The organism is Rhizobium sp. 05L419 (genome assembly GCF_056397845.1).
Genome location: NZ_JBFTOF010000004.1, coordinates 92197 through 107691, shown reverse-complemented (window position 1 = coordinate 107691; position 15495 = coordinate 92197). Strand labels below are relative to the sequence as shown.

The window sequence follows — 15495 nt, the reverse complement described above, 5'->3', positions numbered from 1 at the left end:
ATGATCATGCTGCCATCACGGCGTTTTTTACCTTCGACTTCATTGCTGGCAGCCTTCGAGGCCGTCGCCCGGACCGGCACCGTCACCGCCGCTGCGCGCGAACTGGATCTGACGCAAAGTGCCGTCAGCCGTCAGATCAAGGCGCTTGAAGAGCAAATCGGCGTGGAACTCTTCATCCGTGAACGCCAGACGGTGCGCCTGACGCTTGCGGGCGATAGCTATGCGCGTGAGATACGCGAGGCGCTGCGGCGTATTTCAAACGCATCGCTCAATCTTCGTGCCAACCCGCACGGCGGCACCCTCAACCTTGCGATCCTGCCGACATTCGGCACACGCTGGCTCGCTCCACGCCTTGGACGGTTTCTCGCCATCAACCCCGGCGTCACCATCAATCTTGTGACGCGCCTGTCTTCCTTCGACTTTCGCCTCGATTCGATCGATGCCGCAATCCACTTCGGTCACCCCCACTGGCCGGGCGCGGAGCTGACATTCCTGATGTCCGAGAAGACGGTTCCGGCTTGCAGTCGGGAGTTTCGCGATCGTCACGCGATCAAAGGGGCGCCCGATCTGCTCGGCGTTCCCCTCCTCCACCTGACCACACGGGCAGACGCCTGGGAGCAGTGGTTTGCCAACAACGGCGTGGCATTTCAAAATGTGCACGGCATGCTGTTCGACCAGTTTGCAACGGCGGCGCAAGCGGCAACGGCTGGCCTAGGCGTCGCGTTGCTGCCGACCTTCCTCATCCAGGACGAACTGAAGCGGGGCGACCTCGTCGCAGCTGTCGATCGCGAAATGGAGAGCAGCGAACGCTACTACCTCGCCTATCCGCCAGAGCGCGCCGATTACGCACCGCTGGTGGCATTTCGCGATTGGATCGTTCTGGAAGCCTCGGCATGACGGAACGGCTTGCGCCCGCACGGTGCTTTCGAGCATTATGCGCACCAAACAGAATTCAATGCAGGAAACTCCCATGAAGCCGATTTTCGTCCAGCTCCAATGCGTCCCCGGCAAGACCTATGAGGTCGCCGACGCCATCTACCAGACGGAACGCGTCTCGGAGCTCTATTCGACGAGCGGCGACTACGACCTCCTGCTCAAGGTGTATATCGAAGAAGGTCAGGACATTGGCAAGTTCGTTAACGATAACATCGCCAATATACCGGGCATTGTCCGTTCGCTGACCACCTTGACCTTCAAGGCGTTCTAACCGTCGGTCACCCTCGGTTAACTCTCCCGATACACAAAGGTCCGCCAGTTGCCGCTTTTAAACGCGGCCTTAACGCTGGCTGCGGTCTTGTTGCTGCAGTCGTAGCTACGGCCGCCGAGGCGCGGCCCATAGGTGTATCATGTCCGCTGCCGAAACCTACGCTCGCGACGCCGAACCGTCGCAAGACCCTCTGCCGCTGATCGTTCACGTCATACGCCAGTTTCTGCCCAATCGCGGCGGCCTGGAAGATGTCACCGCCAATCTTGCGCGCCAGACGATCGACCGGGGGTATCGAGTGCGCGTGGTCACGCTCGATTCACTGTTCACAGCGCGCGACAACAAGCTGTCGCATCGCGAATACATCGGCGACATCGAAGTGGTTCGCATTCCCTGGTCGGGCAGTACGCGCTACCCTATCGCTCCGCAGGTTTTCCGGCATCTGGGCGATGCCGCTCTCATCCATGTTCATGCCATCGATTTCTTTTTTGATGCACTCGCCTGGGGCCGCTTTTTGCACCGAAAGCCGATGGTGGTGACGACGCACGGAGGCTTCTTCCACACGCAGAACCACGCAGCGTTGAAGAAGGTCTGGTTTCAGACCATGACCCGCTTCTCGGCGATGGCCTACGACAAGGTGATCGGATGCAGCATGTCCGACCTTCGGCAATTCTCGCAGATCGCCCCCAACCGCAGCATGGTGATCGAGAACGGCGCAGATATCGGCAAATTTGCCGACAGCGCATCGCGTATAGCAAAGCGCAGGATTGTGACCATCGGCCGGTTTTCCGTCAACAAGCGTCTCGACAATCTGATCGAGACCCTTGCCGTGCTGAAAGCGCGCAACGCCGACTGGCACCTGGATATCGTTGGTGTCGAATCCGATCTAAGTTGTCAGGACCTTGCTGATCACCTCGCCAGGCTGAATATAGCTGACGTCGTCACGATCCATGTCTCACCGGACAACGACGCAATCCGCAATATCATTGAGCAGGCATCGATTTTCGCATCGGCTTCAGCCTACGAGGGCTTCGGGTTGGTCGCCCTCGAAGCGATGAGCGCCGGGCTGCTTCCTGTCTTGAACAGCAACGAGGCTTTCGCGACACTCGGCGCGCGTCACGACGAGCTTCTTCTTACCGATTTCTCCGATAGCGTCGCGGCCGCGCAGGCGATCGAGACTGCCTTCGAGCGCCTCCAATCGCGTGGTCCGGACATCAGGGCGGAGCTTCTCGCCGATGCGCGCGCTTATTCCTGGGATGTCGTCGCCGAGCGCTATATCGCCGTCTACGAGCAACTGATCGGCACCTGATCCGTCGTCGGCTCAGGCCTTGGCGAGGCGGACGATCTCGGCAAGTACCGTCTTGCGCGATTGAGGTGGCGTCAGATTGTGATCGGCATCCGGCAACATCACCAGCCGCACGTTCGGATAGCGCATAAACTTGCGCCCGCCCGGGCCGAAGTGAAAATACATGTTCTCCAGCCCGACATCGCCCTCGCTATAAATAAGCGTCAACGGCACCTTCCGCCTGCCGACGGCGAGGAAGGATTTCTTGACCTCGACGGCGGTATGACGCCGGCTAGGCAAGTATTCCAGCAAAGGCGCGATGCGGACCGACATGCGTCGGGCAAACGCGATCGCGACGTTCCTAAGAGCGGCCTTGACGTCAACTTCACCGCGTAGCAGTCGTTTGAACGTATCGACGTTTGCGATGCGCTGGCCGTAATCTTCGAAGCTGCGCGGAACGGACACGACGTGCTTCTTTTCGACGGCCTGGTTCGGATCCCAGTAGTAGACGAAAGGGTTGATCGACACCGCAGCTTTCAGGCGCTCATCAGCAACCGCCGCGCGAATGGCCAGGTAGCCGCCACTGCATCGACCCGCCACCATGAGTGGCCCGCTCGCCAGGCCTTCCAGAAGATCGGTCGCGGCGCGCACATCCTCGCTCTGCGTCGGCGAATAGAGGATCTGTGTCGGCGCATCCAGGCGCGGGGGGCTGTCTCCCACGTTGGCAGAATCGAAACGAAGCGAGACGACCCCCTGACGCGCCAGATCGCGCGCCATATCGACGATTGTCCGTCCCCAACCGGAATGACGGTCATAAGCCGTCGACAGAAAGAGAACGGCACTGCCCGTGGGAGTGCCGAGCGGCCGGCTGACCACGCCGACCAGATGGTTGAACTCGCCGAAACGCACGGGGACTTCTGCGAACCCGTCGCCTGCGATAGATTTCGGCTCGATCTCGGTGACCGACGCAATGCCAGCAGCGTCCACGGACGTATTCGCGTCCAGCCATCCAGCCAGATAGTTCACAGTGGCCATCGGGGTCTTGGCGAACAGCGGATCGATCACGAGCTCGTCGTAACCCTCGAATATTCGCTGTTCCACCTCGCCACCGAGCGCCCGCAGACCGTCGGCAAAGGTCGTGTCGTGCGCGCGCACCGGCCGCTCGAGAATGAGATAGCGCGGTGCGGCAAGGCCTTCCGGCGCAGTGATGTTGAGCTTCGAGAGCTCCGCGGCGATACCGTCCGGCATGACAAGACCCGCAATCACATGCTGGCCTTTGGGAAGGTCGTCCGCGCCCAGTCCGAGATGAAGGTTGATGAACTTCGACCATGCGCTCAGTTCGCGTAGATAGGCGCGGCCGCTAAGGACCGGCGCAAGCATGACAATGCTGTCCACGCCGCCGATCGCCATGCCCGCACGCTGAACCAGCGTCGCGCCAAGCCCTTGGGCAACGAGAACCACCCGGCTGCAACCGCTCAGGTTTTTCAGCTTTTCCGCCGCATCCCGGATAGAATTCTCCCAGACCGCCAGTGTCTCCGGCACACCACCGAAGTCCAGCGCATCGCCTGTGCCGGGATAGTCGAACCGAAGGCTCGGCACACCGACATCGGCGAAATGCTCAGCTGCGACGCGGAAGAACTTCCGGCTGCACATCTCCTCAAAGCCCCAGGGATTGACGAAAAGGACGGCCGTCGACCGCTTCTGCACATCTGGGTTCTCTGGCTTGAAGAGGCCGATTGTTCCCTCAAACGCCAACGGCAATGCCGCATCCCGCCCTGCACCATCTGCCAGATCCGCCGACGGTTCGTGGGTCGGCACAACAACCTCTCCCCTTTCAGGAAGCAACGGAGCGACAAACTCGACTGCCTTTTTGGCGGGTCCTCGCAACGAGGACGGCATTTTCCCAACGATAGACAACATAACCTCGGCATCCTCACGCGGAATCGCGTTCAGGATCTTGAGTGCAACAATATAGCCAAGCCCCCCGGCCGCTATCGCGATCAAAAGTCCAACAGAACCATTTATAAAATGTAAAGTTGCAATGGCGATACACGCGCAAAATGCAGCTGCAATCAATGTTTTCGAAATACTGACATATAGACCTGACAATTGTTTGCCGAAGCCGGTCTGCCTGACCATGATCACACACATCACCACAAAAACGCCGATGCGAACAAGAGCGGCCCCCTCGGCCGCAAAGACCGGGACCATCGCCAGGCAGCCGACCGTCATCACAAGTCCGCCGACAACGCTGACACGCAGGCGATCGCGCGCCCGGTCCATGGACAAGAGGTAGAGGCTCAGCGTTTGCATGAAGGTATAGGCCGGAGCCGCAAGCGCCAGCAGGGCCACGACGGTACCGCTTCGGCTGAATGCTTCGCCGAAAACCGCGCGCACCAACTCGCCGGAAATCGCCGCAAGCCCGAAGCTCATCGGCAGGATGATATAGGCCATGCTGCGCGTCACAGCCGAAAACACTTCGACAGGCAGCGTTCGATCGTCGCTGCTGTGGCGCCGCTCGGAGTAGTAGGGCAAGAGGCTCCCTGTCATCTGGATCGGCAGTTGCAGGGCGATGTTGGCGACGGAGAGGCCGACCGCATAGTAGCCGACCATTTCCACGGACCAGAACTGCTGCAAGAAGAGGATTTCCAGCCTGTTCAAAAAGATCGAGTCGATGACGAACTGCGCGGAGAGGACCGCAGACGAGGCTGCCAGATGCTTCAGTGGGATCCCGCATCGATCCCGACGCGTGAACAGGATGGGCAGCGTCGCGACGAAGAACACCAACTGCCCGAGCAGATATCCGAAGAGCACACCTTCGACGCCGTACAACACCGCCCCGCCGGCAACGCCGATGAGCTGTAAGACACAGACGGCGGTCGACAGTTTGAAAAAGTCGCCGAGGCGGCGCTCGCCGATCAGATAGAATTTGACGAACGAACCGATCGCCTGGATGAAGAACAAAGCAGCGGTCACATAGGCGACGGACGGCGCGGTGTCCGCCCAGTGCAACTCCTCCGACGTCAAAAAGAAGAGCGCATAGAGGGCAAGCAGGACCAGGGTGGAGCAAAACATCACCGTGACGAGCAGGGAGGCGAAACCCCGCCGTCGCTTCGCGTCGAATCCCTCAGCTTGCAATTGCGGCAATGTCTTCGAGAGCGTGATGCTCGATCCGAGTTCAGCAATGGACGCACCCGTCACGACAAGCCAAAGCGAAAAGGCGACGATGCCATTTGCTTCCGGCCCAAGGAGGCGAGCTGTGATGATGGACGAAAGGAATCCTGTCAGGAGCAGCAGCATCCCCGCCGCTCCGTTCATAACCGAATTCGCAATAATTCCCTTCGACATGTCGTGTCCACTCAAGGCCGTTCGGAGCCGGCCATGCTAGTGTGAAAATCTTTCGAAATTGATCGCATCGACGCTTTTGATCACGAGACCGTTGTGGTCAAAATGCAAAGGATCGTGACCCGCCGAGACTGGTGACTTCGCCGGACGGGACATCCTCTTCGCTTCTGCCGGGCAGAAGATGGAGCCGCACGCGTTTAGGGGCACCGGGTGCGAGATGAAACCAGTCGTCGTCCGGCCGGAAACCGTCGAGACTGAAATGCAGGGATTGCGCCGCCCGGTCCGTCACAAGCTCGGCGAACCACACCGAGCCCTCGCGCAGCAGCGAAACCTGGAGATCGGCGTCGTGGAAGGCCTTCGACCGACCGAGCGGGAAATGGAAAGCGTCAGCCACCACCGCGCCGCCGTCCGGCAAGCGCAATCGCGCCACGACGATGTCATGCGACGGCGGACCGAACCGGAATGCATAGGTCGTGTCGAAGAACGCGCCGAACAGGTCGGTACTCGCAAATCTCTCCTTGGCTCTCGGTGCCAGTGTCAGGATACGACCACCGCTGACCACGTGCTGCTTGCCATTTTTGAAGCAGACAATTTCGAGATCAAGCTGCAGGCTATGTGCGGTCTCGTTGATAACATGGACGTCGAGGCCGTTCGTTCCCTCGTCGGTCAACAGCACCTGAACCGGACGAAAGGCACGCCGCATGGCGTACCAGACCGGCTTTGGTTCGCCTGTCGAATCGATCACTCCCCAGCCGGGGCCGGGAAGGAGATCTTGAAGTGTCCAGACCAGCGCACCGTTGCAGCTCGATCCCCTTCGGCGCCATTCGGCAAAAGTCTCTTCCAAGACCTCGCCGGTGACCGCGCGCGACATGTCGAGGTAAAGGTCGCGATTGTCTAGCCGCAACCGAGCGGGATCAAGGTCATAAAGCTCCCTCAGATAGAAATCCCGAACGTCCTCGAAGTCCCAGGAGGCGCCGCGGTCACGTGGCACCCGCGCCTTCCACAAGGGGCTATGGACCGGCGGCACGTCGAGATGGCGGTGCAAGCTTTTCTGTTGCGGCACATGCGCGAATGCGAGGCTCTCGGCAGCAAAGCGCACATTGGCACGACGGGCGTCCGTGAGCGGCCGCATGTAGGCACCGACGCCGTAGTAGTGCGTCACAGCGGCATTCGGAGAAAACGGCATAGCCCCGCCCGAGGGCGAATTCGGCACATAGGGCACGTCCGGCCTCAGGCGACCCGCGATTGCCGGAATGATCTCCTCGGTGATCGGCCCTGTCCAGAACTCGCCGGGCAAACCGAGCATCGCGGCCTGCTGATAGATCTCACTGCCGCCACACAGCACGGCAAGCGAAGGAGAGCCTTGGACGCCGTGCAGAAACTCTTCGACCTCCGCATGGACATGCGCCGTAAATGTCTTGTCGTTCTTCGGATAATCGAAATTGGCGAACATGAAGTCCTGCCAGACAAGCAGTCCCAGTTCGTCGCAGAGCTCGAAGAATTCCGGCGTCTCGTAAGTCATGGTTCCGCCGACCCGGACCATGTTGATCCCAGCCTCGGCAGCAAGACGCAGGAACGGTTCATAGTCTGCGCGCCGCCCCGGCAAGCGAACGATATCTGCCGTTGTCCAGACCGCACCACGGCAGAATATCGGCTCTGCGTTGACGTGCAGGGCAAAGTCGCTTCCATCCGCGCCGCGTTCGACCTCGATATGGCGAAATCCGGTCTGCCCGGCACGATGCTCGACACCGTCGACAAGGATCGAATAGGCGTACAAGCGCGGCGTTCCGTGCGTGTGCGGCCACCAGACTTCGACCTCTTTCAATCTTAGAATGGCGGAGTAAAGCTTATCGCCGACCTTTTCAAAAGGCTGCTCGATCTCGCCGCAGCGAAGCGACAACGCCGGATTGTCGACCTCGGTATGGAGCGAAACGCTGAGCTTGCCGGTGCCGTCTGGCTCGAGCACGGCCCTTACCGACACGTTGTCGATCGAGACGACATCGCGACGGACGACTGTGATGGGACGCCACGGACCAACCGCGTGGATCTCCGGGCACCAGCCGGGCATACGCCCGAGCAGCGTCGTGCGGACGTTCTTCAACCCTTGCGGCGTCATCATCTGAGGTCGCCACCGGGCGCGTGGACCGCCTTCGGCAAGACGCGGCGCAAGCGCGCGAAAGCACATGGCGAGTTCGTCGCCCCCCAAAAGCGTTGCAGGGACCTCGTGCATGGTGAACATGCTTTCGGAAAAGAGAATTTCCTGACCGTTCAAGAAGACATGGCAAAGCGTCGCCAGACCTTCGAACCGCAAAATCACCTCACCCGGCTGCGCATCGAAAAGCCGGCAGACGTACCATGCGTCCTTGGTATCAAGCGGCTGCGGATTTTCACGATCGAACAATCCAATTTTTTCCAGCGCAGCCGCTACCGTACCAGGGACCTCGGCGGCAATGACCTGCGCAGACATCGGCAGGTCGTGCGGGTTGGCGCAGGCATCAGGTTCTGTCAGCACCAGATTCCAACCTTCGCAAAGCAGAGTTTCCTCCGCTCCAATGCTCGCCATTCTCCCCCGCATGCTCAGGCTCCCGGCTTCACAAACGCCCCGCGAGCGAAGCCATCATGGAATCCCACGCATCGGCGGCGGGATCAAGCGCCGTCTGCAGGGGATCGTATTTCTTGCGGGTCACGGCCCGGGCAAGCTGGAACTGGACGGACTTCGCCACCTCCGAAATGCGACTTGCCTGTTCTGCCGCAGATGAAAATTCGCCAGCCGACAGCCACATCAAGTGATCGGCGGCAAGCTCGAAATTCGCGCCGAACTGGCGCAACGTATTGAAGGCATACTTATGGAAGAAGCCGAACGGCCGCTCGGCAACGGCTTCCACCTGAAGCGGAAAGACCTTGGCGAAAGCGCGGATCGGATTTTCGCCAGGACGGCGGCGAAAATGCTGATCGAGAAGGCGGCGTGATGTGTCGAGCACCCGCCCGGCGTCCCTTGCTGTCGCGGGAAACTTTGCAAATTCGGTGTAAGGCAGAAACGGCGGACCGTTTTCCGACAGATGAAGCTGAAACAACCCGTCGAAGTCTTCGCCCTGAAGTTCGAAATAGCCGCCATTGTGAAAATACTCGATCCGCTTGCCGGCAGAATCCAGACGATTGATCGCAACAGTGGTCTTGCCGTGCTCAGTCCGATAGGCGGTGCCCCGCGTGTCGGGCATGTAGAATGAGTCCATCTCGAGAAGGCACAGGCGCCCGCGGCCGATTTGTGTTTCGACATGCCGCTCGACACAGTCGAAAATGGAAAGTTCGGTGACACGGATATCGTACAGCGTTTCGAGATCTTCGAGCGGCACCTTGAAAAAGGTAAACTGATCGCCTTCGAAATCCTGCGTGAGCGTAAAGCCGAGCATCGCCTCGGGCGCAACGCCCAGGGCACTCAGAACCTCGATCCACAGATCGACGTAGCAATTGGTTTCGGGCCACATGCGCTCGCTTGAATGCAACGCATGCGGCGCGTACGCCTCCGGGCGAATCCCCGGGAAAACGGAGGACATGGATACGCTCAGCCCCATAGCGCCTGACGTACCCTTGCCGGCCATGCCTTCACGTCGAGACCGTGGTGATGGAAGAGCGCCAGCGCAATGCGTTCTAGCCCAAAGCCGACGCAAGCCGTATGAGCGACGCTGCCGTCCTCGAGATGCAAGCCCCACTTCGAGCCGAATGCGTCCTGATGATAGTTGAAGCTCATGCAGGCGGTCGGGTTGGCAACGGAGGTGATCGGGATCAGCAGCTCGAACTTCAGGTTCTGGTCGCGCTGGTTGTTGGCTAGCATCTTGCCGGCTCGACCGAAGAACGGATCGTTGGCAACATCGATGGTGACGTCGAGGCCGACGGCTTTCATCATTTCCACGCCGCGGTCCATCCAGCGCTGACGGAAGTCCGTGACATGCTGTTCGGTGCCCATGCAGATATACTCGCGCATGCGGAAAAGCTGCTGCCGGGCCGGATCCTGCGACGGCTCGTGGCGGAAGCAATAGGACTGCAGATCGAACAGACCACCCTCCGCCGGAAGCTTGCCGCGCTTGGCGATGGTCGGGTAAAGCGGGTAGCAGGCCGCAGGTGTCAACACGATGTCGGTCGCCTTCTGCTCCTTTGTCCAGTCGTCGCCGACTTCCATGCACTGCAGCAGGCTGACGTGATCAAGCTCACTGCCGCAGAAGCTGTGCACCGTGCCGGCGAGTTGCGGGAAGCTCTTCATGTAGCCGCTCTTTTCGAAAAAGGCGCGGTTCATGCCTGGCGGGAAGCGCATGGCTTCCGCGCCGTCGGCGCCGCCGAACCTGTCGATCAGGCGCTCGAAAGCGGCAATGACATCTTCAAACTGGCCGCTGCGTCCATAAAGACCGTCGACACCGGTATCGATTAGAAGGCCCGATTCAAAAAGTCGGTCTAGAAACGTCACCTGCATATCCATGTCGTCACCCCAATAGGCTGGTGTCCTGTTTGTGGACAAGGAGCATACTCGACGTGTTGCCGAGAATGCGGTCGTTCGAGATCATGAGCTGTGCGGAATGAGCGTCGCGCAGATGGCGACCGACGCTGAAGGGCGTACCGTTCTTGTAGCCCATGATACCGCAGATCAGCATGACATGATTGATGATTTCGAGGATCGTCTCAGACGAGGCGATCTTCACGTTGTTCATGGCAACAGCGAAACCCATCGACATCAGCCGGTCGGCATCGGACTTGGCGTCGTCATAGGCCTTCAGACCGGCAACGACGTTGGAGCGCACCATCTGCAGGAGATTGGAAACCTCGGCCAGACGCAACGCGCCTGGTGGAGGCGCACCCGGTGATTTGCGCGCGGCAGCCCGCACGAAAGCCTGTGCACGGGCGACGGCGTCGACGGCAATGCCGTACCAGACGCCGCTCCACAACAGGTGCGACGACGCAAGCATCGACTGAGCGGCAATTTCGGCGAAAGGCTTTGGCAATATCTGTTCGGCAGGCGCCTCGCCCCTAAAGAGGAAGCCATCGGAGCAGGTGCCGCGCATGCCGAGCGTGTTCCACACATGCGTCCTTTCCAGGGTATACTGACTGCTCAGGAAAACCGTAAGCAACTGATCGGAGGACGCGGCATCCGCATGGGACCGCGAGGTGATCATGATTGCGTCGGCGTGCGAGCCGTACGAGATCACCGTGGCATCCTTCTCCAGGCGGCAGATCGGGCCATCGACCTCAATCGCGCAAATGCTGTTTCTGAGGTTGCCACCAATGCCGCCTTCGGTGGTCGCAGATGCGATGAGCAACTGCTCGGCCGCCACACGCCGCATGAACGCGCAATGCCACTCGCTGGCGTCGCCATGTTCTACCAGGCTGCAGAGCTTGATATGGTGCATGGCGAAAACCATCGCGGCAGCGGAGCACGCCTGACCCAGCACCGAACATAGTTCGGCAATCCGGCCGATCGTCGCCCCTTCGCCACCGAAATGACCCGCTATCTGAATACCGAACAACCGCTCGGCCCTCATCGCGTCTACAGCCTCGTGCGGAAATCTACCTTCAAAATCAACAGCATCCGCATGCTTTGCCGCGATCGCGGCGACTCGCGCGACCCTGACGCTCAGATCTTCTTCCGTGATTTTGACCGGGAAATTCATCTAAGCGACCTTCCGGCTATCCCTGATAAGATCGACTGTCTTGGCAATCGCCGAAATGCTCGCGAAAGACTTGCGATTGAGCAGATTGTCCGGGAACTCGATGTCGAAAGCTTCCTCGATAGCAAGCATCAGCTGCACCGAAGCGAAGGAGGTGAGGCCGGCCGAATAAAGGTCGGCATCGTCGGCCACTTGATCAACCGAAACGGGCAGTTTTCCGAATTTCGCCAAGAGTTCGCGGATTGTCGTATTCATTCGTCTATCTCCAAGATGATCATATCCCGAGGGGCGATCAACGCCTCTTAATAGGACCAGCTCTAATCAGGAAAACCCAAGATTCCCCTAAATGACGTAGTTAAAACGAATTTATACTATCGGCTAAAACACAACCAAAAGGAGCATAAAATGTAGTATAAGCATAATGAAAGCAACGCTTTACGCTACATTTCCAGGCAGATACCAATGTCGCCTGCCGGCGCAAAAGCGTCTTTAAACAACACGCTTTTGCGGGCACACTGCCCTACTCGCCCGGGGGATACCGATGCTCTTGTCCCTGATAGTCGGAAACCGAATAGCACCCCTTGTCCAATTTCCAGATCGCCTGCTCGCCGATCACGGCCTTGCCGTGGCCACCCGGTATGTCGAGGATGTAGGCTGGCTGGCAGAGGCCTGAAATTCGACCTCTCAACGCAGCGACGATCTTCTGCCCCTCTTCGATCGTCAACCTGAAATGGCTGGTACCGGGAGCGAGATCTGGATGGTGCAGATAATAAGGCTTCACCCGCGTCTCGACGAACGCCTTCATCAAGTCGGCAAGAACAGCGGGATCGTCGTTGACGCCCTTAAGCAGGACAGATTGGCTGACCATGACGATCCCTGCATCCACCAGACGGGCGCAGGCGGCACGCGCCTCGGCTGTCAATTCGCGCGGATGATTGGCATGCAGGGCCACGTAGACCGTCTTGCCGCTCGCCCTCAGCGCATCGATCAAAAGCGCATCGACCGACTGCGGATCGACCACCGGTACACGGGTGTGGAACCGAACGATCCGAACGTGGTCGATGGTCGCGAGTTCATTAAGTATTTCCGCCAGACGACGTGGCGACAGCACCAGCGGATCACCCCCCGTCAGGATGACTTCCCAGATCTCGTCATGGTCCCGGATGTAATTGAAGGCGGCTTCCATGGCGGCCGCATCCAGCGTCCCAAGGCCCTGCGGTCCGACCATTTCGCGCCGGAAACAGAAGCGGCAATAGACGGGACAGACGTGAACCGCCTTCAAAAGCACGCGATCCGGATAGCGGTGCACGATCCCTTCCACCGGACTATGCGCATGGTCGCCGATCGGATCGGCGCGTTCTTCCGGCGTAGCGACAAGTTCGGCCACATCGGGCACGAACTGACGAGCGATCGGATCCGCCGGGTCGGCCCGATCAATAAGCTTCGAAACGGACGGCGTAAGAGCAATGGCATAGCGCGCCGCAACGTCCTTGAGGCTTTCGCGATCGCGGTCATTGAGCAGTCCTGCGTCTTTCAAGCCTGCCAACGTCTTGATCGGCTTGGCGATGTTCATCGTCCGTACTCCGCAACCGGCGCCCAAAGCACCTGCTCGATCCGCGATGCCCCTGTCGAGAGCATCACCAGTCGATCGAAACCCAACGCGATGCCGCTCGCCTCGGGCATGATCGAGAGCGCCTCGAGGAAGTCCTCGTCAATCGGATAAGTCTCACCATAGACGCGCGCCTTTTCCGCCATCTCGATTTCGAAACGACGTCGCTGCTCGTCGGGATTGGTCAACTCGCCAAAGCCGTTCGCCAGTTCCACGCCGCATGCATAGACCTCGAAACGCTCCGCCACTCGCGGATCGTGCGCTGAAGGCCTTGCCAGGGCAGCTTCCGAAACCGGATATTCGTCCAGGATCGTGACGCGACCGAAGCCGAGATGCGGCTCCACCTTCTCGACGAGTACGCGGCTGAAAAGATCGGCCCAGCCATCGTCCTGCGATACACGCATGCCCGCGCGCCTCACTTCCGCTGCCAGCTTGGCGCGATCTGTGGAACCGTCAGCCGACACGGACGCCAGGAGGTCGATCCCCGCGTGACGCCTGAAGGCCTCTGCCACGCCAATGCGCTCGGGGCCGGCGAACGGGTCGCATTGCCTGCCTCGGTAGCTGAACATGGCCGCCTTTGTCGTCTGCGCGGCGAGCGCCAGGATGCGCACGCAATCCATCATCAGGCTCTCATAGCTTTCCGCCGCACGATACCATTCCAGCATGGTGAATTCCGGATGATGCAGCGGCCCGCGCTCGCGGTTGCGATAGACATGCGAGAAACAGGCGATGCGCTGCTCGCCGGCGGCGAGCAGCTTCTTGCAGGCGAACTCCGGTGACGTATGCAGATAGAACGGCGCCTTCTGGCCATCGGTGGTCAGTGCCTCTGTCGCAAACGCGTGAAGATGCGCCTCATTGCCTGGCGAGATTTGCAGCGTTGCCGTATCCACCTCGATGAAATCCTCGCGCGCGAAGTAGCCGCGCAGAGCCGCCTGGACGGCATTGCGTCCGATCAGGAAGGGACGGCGATCTGCATGGACGCTCGGCGTCCACCATGGAGACGCTTTGGTGATCGAGGGTTTCATTCAACGCTGTCCTCGCCGCATCGGCCAACGCGAGGGCTGGCTATTTGCCGGATTTTAGGTTAGTTGCGCCCCCAAAGAACAATTAATTGCGTCTCCGGGGCTATTTCGACAGTCCTCTACGACGCCAAAAGCCCAGTTACAAGGAAGTCTTATGGTCAAGGTCATCGCCTCTTCCATCCGCAAGGGAAACGTTATCGACGTGGATGGTAAGCTCTACGTCGTTCTTACCGCGCAGAACTTTCACCCGGGCAAAGGCACGCCGGTCACCCAGGTCGACATGCGCCGCATCGTCGATGGCGTCAAGGTCTCCGAGCGTTGGCGTACGACCGAGCAGGTCGAGCGCGCGTTCGTTGAAGACGTCAACCACCAGTTCCTCTATGAAGACGGCGAAGGCTTCCACTTCATGAACCCCGTCAGCTACGACCAGATCGTGGTCGACGTCGAAACCATGGGCGACCAGAAGGCCTATCTTCAGGAAGGCATGACCTGCATTCTGTCGATGCACGAAGGGATCGCGCTGGCTCTCGAACTGCCACGCCACGTGACGCTCGAGATTTCCGAGACCGAACCGGTCGTCAAGGGTCAGACAGCATCGTCCTCCTACAAGCCTGCAATGCTGTCGAACGGCGTACGCACCCTGGTGCCGCCACACATCAACGCCGGTACGCGCGTCGTCATCGCCACGGAAGACAATTCCTACGTCGAGCGTGCAAAAGACTGATCTTCAGGAAGTTCGTCATCTCGAAGGCCGTATCGCTCTCGATGCGGCCTTTTTGTTTGCCCGGATCCAGCAAGCGGCCATGCAAAAAGGCGCCGGGTAACCGACGCCTTTCGCTTTGACATAGGAAGACAGTACCCGGCTTATTTTCGCCGACTACCCACGCAATCTTAGCGCGGGCAACGCGCTTCGTAGCGGCGACCGTACCGGTCGCGGTAGACGCAGTAACCGCGGCGTTCGACCGACTGCCCGATAAGAGCGCCAGCGAGACCACCGGCTACAGCGCCGATTGCCGCACCACCCCAGCTGTGGCTGACTGCCCCGCCGATGATAGCGCCGCTGCCTGCGCCAATCGCAGTACCCTGTTCCGTCGCCGTGCAGGATGCGAGTGCACCGACCAGGGCACCAATGAGAACAATTTTCTTCATCATGACATTTCTCCCAGGTTTTTCGGGCGCTTAGATCCGCCCCATCAGTACAAGAATAATAATAATGACGAGCACTAGCCCCAAACCGCCAGAAGGTCCATAGCCCCACCCGCGGCTATAACCCCAATTTGGTAGGGCCCCGAGCAAAAGCAGAATAAGGATAATAAGCAGTATCGTTCCAAGCATATCCGGTGACCTCAGCGCAATGCGAGTTTGAATGAGCAAGA

General features: G+C 59.6%; 14 protein-coding genes. 4 read left to right on the top strand and 10 right to left on the bottom strand.

Going from position 1 to position 15495, the window contains the following annotated elements:
• The 3 genes from AC1DMK_RS06540 to AC1DMK_RS06530 all read left to right on the top strand — a co-directional run bounded on the left by AC1DMK_RS06540 (window position 1) and on the right by AC1DMK_RS06530 (window position 2513).
• Entirely contained in the window at window positions 1–897 is an 897-nt protein-coding gene (locus tag AC1DMK_RS06540; RefSeq protein WP_477857824.1) for a LysR family transcriptional regulator, read from the top strand.
• Window positions 898–970: 73 nt separating this feature from the next.
• Window positions 971–1207: an Lrp/AsnC ligand binding domain-containing protein gene (locus AC1DMK_RS06535; protein ID WP_037059054.1), complete on the top strand. Its 237-nt coding sequence runs from the start codon at window positions 971–973 to the stop codon at window positions 1205–1207.
• Between the two features lie 139 nt (window positions 1208–1346).
• On the top strand, window positions 1347–2513 hold the full coding sequence (locus AC1DMK_RS06530) for a glycosyltransferase family 4 protein (RefSeq protein WP_477857823.1): 1167 nt from the start codon (window positions 1347–1349) through the stop codon (window positions 2511–2513).
• A 12-nt stretch (window positions 2514–2525) separates the two neighbouring features.
• On the opposite strand, the gene AC1DMK_RS06525 is transcribed toward AC1DMK_RS06530, so the two are convergent.
• The 8 genes from AC1DMK_RS06525 to epmA form a co-directional block, all read right to left on the bottom strand.
• Entirely contained in the window at window positions 2526–5837 is a 3312-nt protein-coding gene (locus tag AC1DMK_RS06525) for an oligosaccharide flippase family protein (protein WP_477857821.1), read from the bottom strand.
• A gap of 97 nt (window positions 5838–5934) precedes the next feature.
• Entirely contained in the window at window positions 5935–8409 is a 2475-nt protein-coding gene (locus tag AC1DMK_RS06520) for a glycosyl hydrolase 2 galactose-binding domain-containing protein (RefSeq protein WP_477857819.1), read from the bottom strand.
• Window positions 8410–8425: 16 nt separating this feature from the next.
• Window positions 8426–9406 (bottom strand): DUF1839 family protein, encoded by a 981-nt coding sequence (locus tag AC1DMK_RS06515; RefSeq protein WP_477858136.1) that lies wholly within the window; start codon window positions 9404–9406, stop codon window positions 8426–8428.
• Window positions 9397–10305, bottom strand: a complete 909-nt coding sequence (locus tag AC1DMK_RS06510; protein WP_037059037.1) for an amino acid--[acyl-carrier-protein] ligase — start codon at window positions 10303–10305, stop codon at window positions 9397–9399. Before AC1DMK_RS06510 ends, AC1DMK_RS06515 begins: the two co-directional genes overlap by 10 nt.
• A gap of 4 nt (window positions 10306–10309) precedes the next feature.
• Window positions 10310–11491, bottom strand: a complete 1182-nt coding sequence (locus tag AC1DMK_RS06505) for an acyl-CoA dehydrogenase family protein (RefSeq protein WP_477857817.1) — start codon at window positions 11489–11491, stop codon at window positions 10310–10312.
• Window positions 11492–11743, bottom strand: coding sequence for an acyl carrier protein (locus AC1DMK_RS06500; protein ID WP_037059034.1), 252 nt, complete (start codon window positions 11741–11743; stop codon window positions 11492–11494).
• A 265-nt stretch (window positions 11744–12008) separates the two neighbouring features.
• Window positions 12009–13061 (bottom strand): lysine-2,3-aminomutase-like protein, encoded by a 1053-nt coding sequence (locus tag AC1DMK_RS06495; protein WP_477857816.1) that lies wholly within the window; start codon window positions 13059–13061, stop codon window positions 12009–12011.
• Window positions 13058–14122, bottom strand: coding sequence for an EF-P lysine aminoacylase EpmA (epmA, locus tag AC1DMK_RS06490; RefSeq protein ID WP_037059030.1), 1065 nt, complete (start codon window positions 14120–14122; stop codon window positions 13058–13060). The genes AC1DMK_RS06495 and epmA overlap by 4 nt, the downstream gene beginning before the upstream one ends.
• Window positions 14123–14273: 151 nt before the next feature.
• On the opposite strand from epmA, the gene efp reads away from it, so the two are divergent.
• Window positions 14274–14843: an elongation factor P gene (efp, locus tag AC1DMK_RS06485; protein ID WP_037059026.1), complete on the top strand. Its 570-nt coding sequence runs from the start codon at window positions 14274–14276 to the stop codon at window positions 14841–14843.
• Between the two features lie 167 nt (window positions 14844–15010).
• On the opposite strand, the gene AC1DMK_RS06480 is transcribed toward efp, so the two are convergent.
• Entirely contained in the window at window positions 15011–15271 is a 261-nt protein-coding gene (locus tag AC1DMK_RS06480; protein ID WP_037059024.1) for a YMGG-like glycine zipper-containing protein, read from the bottom strand.
• A gap of 27 nt (window positions 15272–15298) precedes the next feature.
• On the bottom strand, window positions 15299–15454 hold the full coding sequence (locus AC1DMK_RS06475) for a DUF3309 family protein (RefSeq protein WP_080725438.1): 156 nt from the start codon (window positions 15452–15454) through the stop codon (window positions 15299–15301).
• Between the last annotated feature and the right edge of the window lie 41 nt (window positions 15455–15495).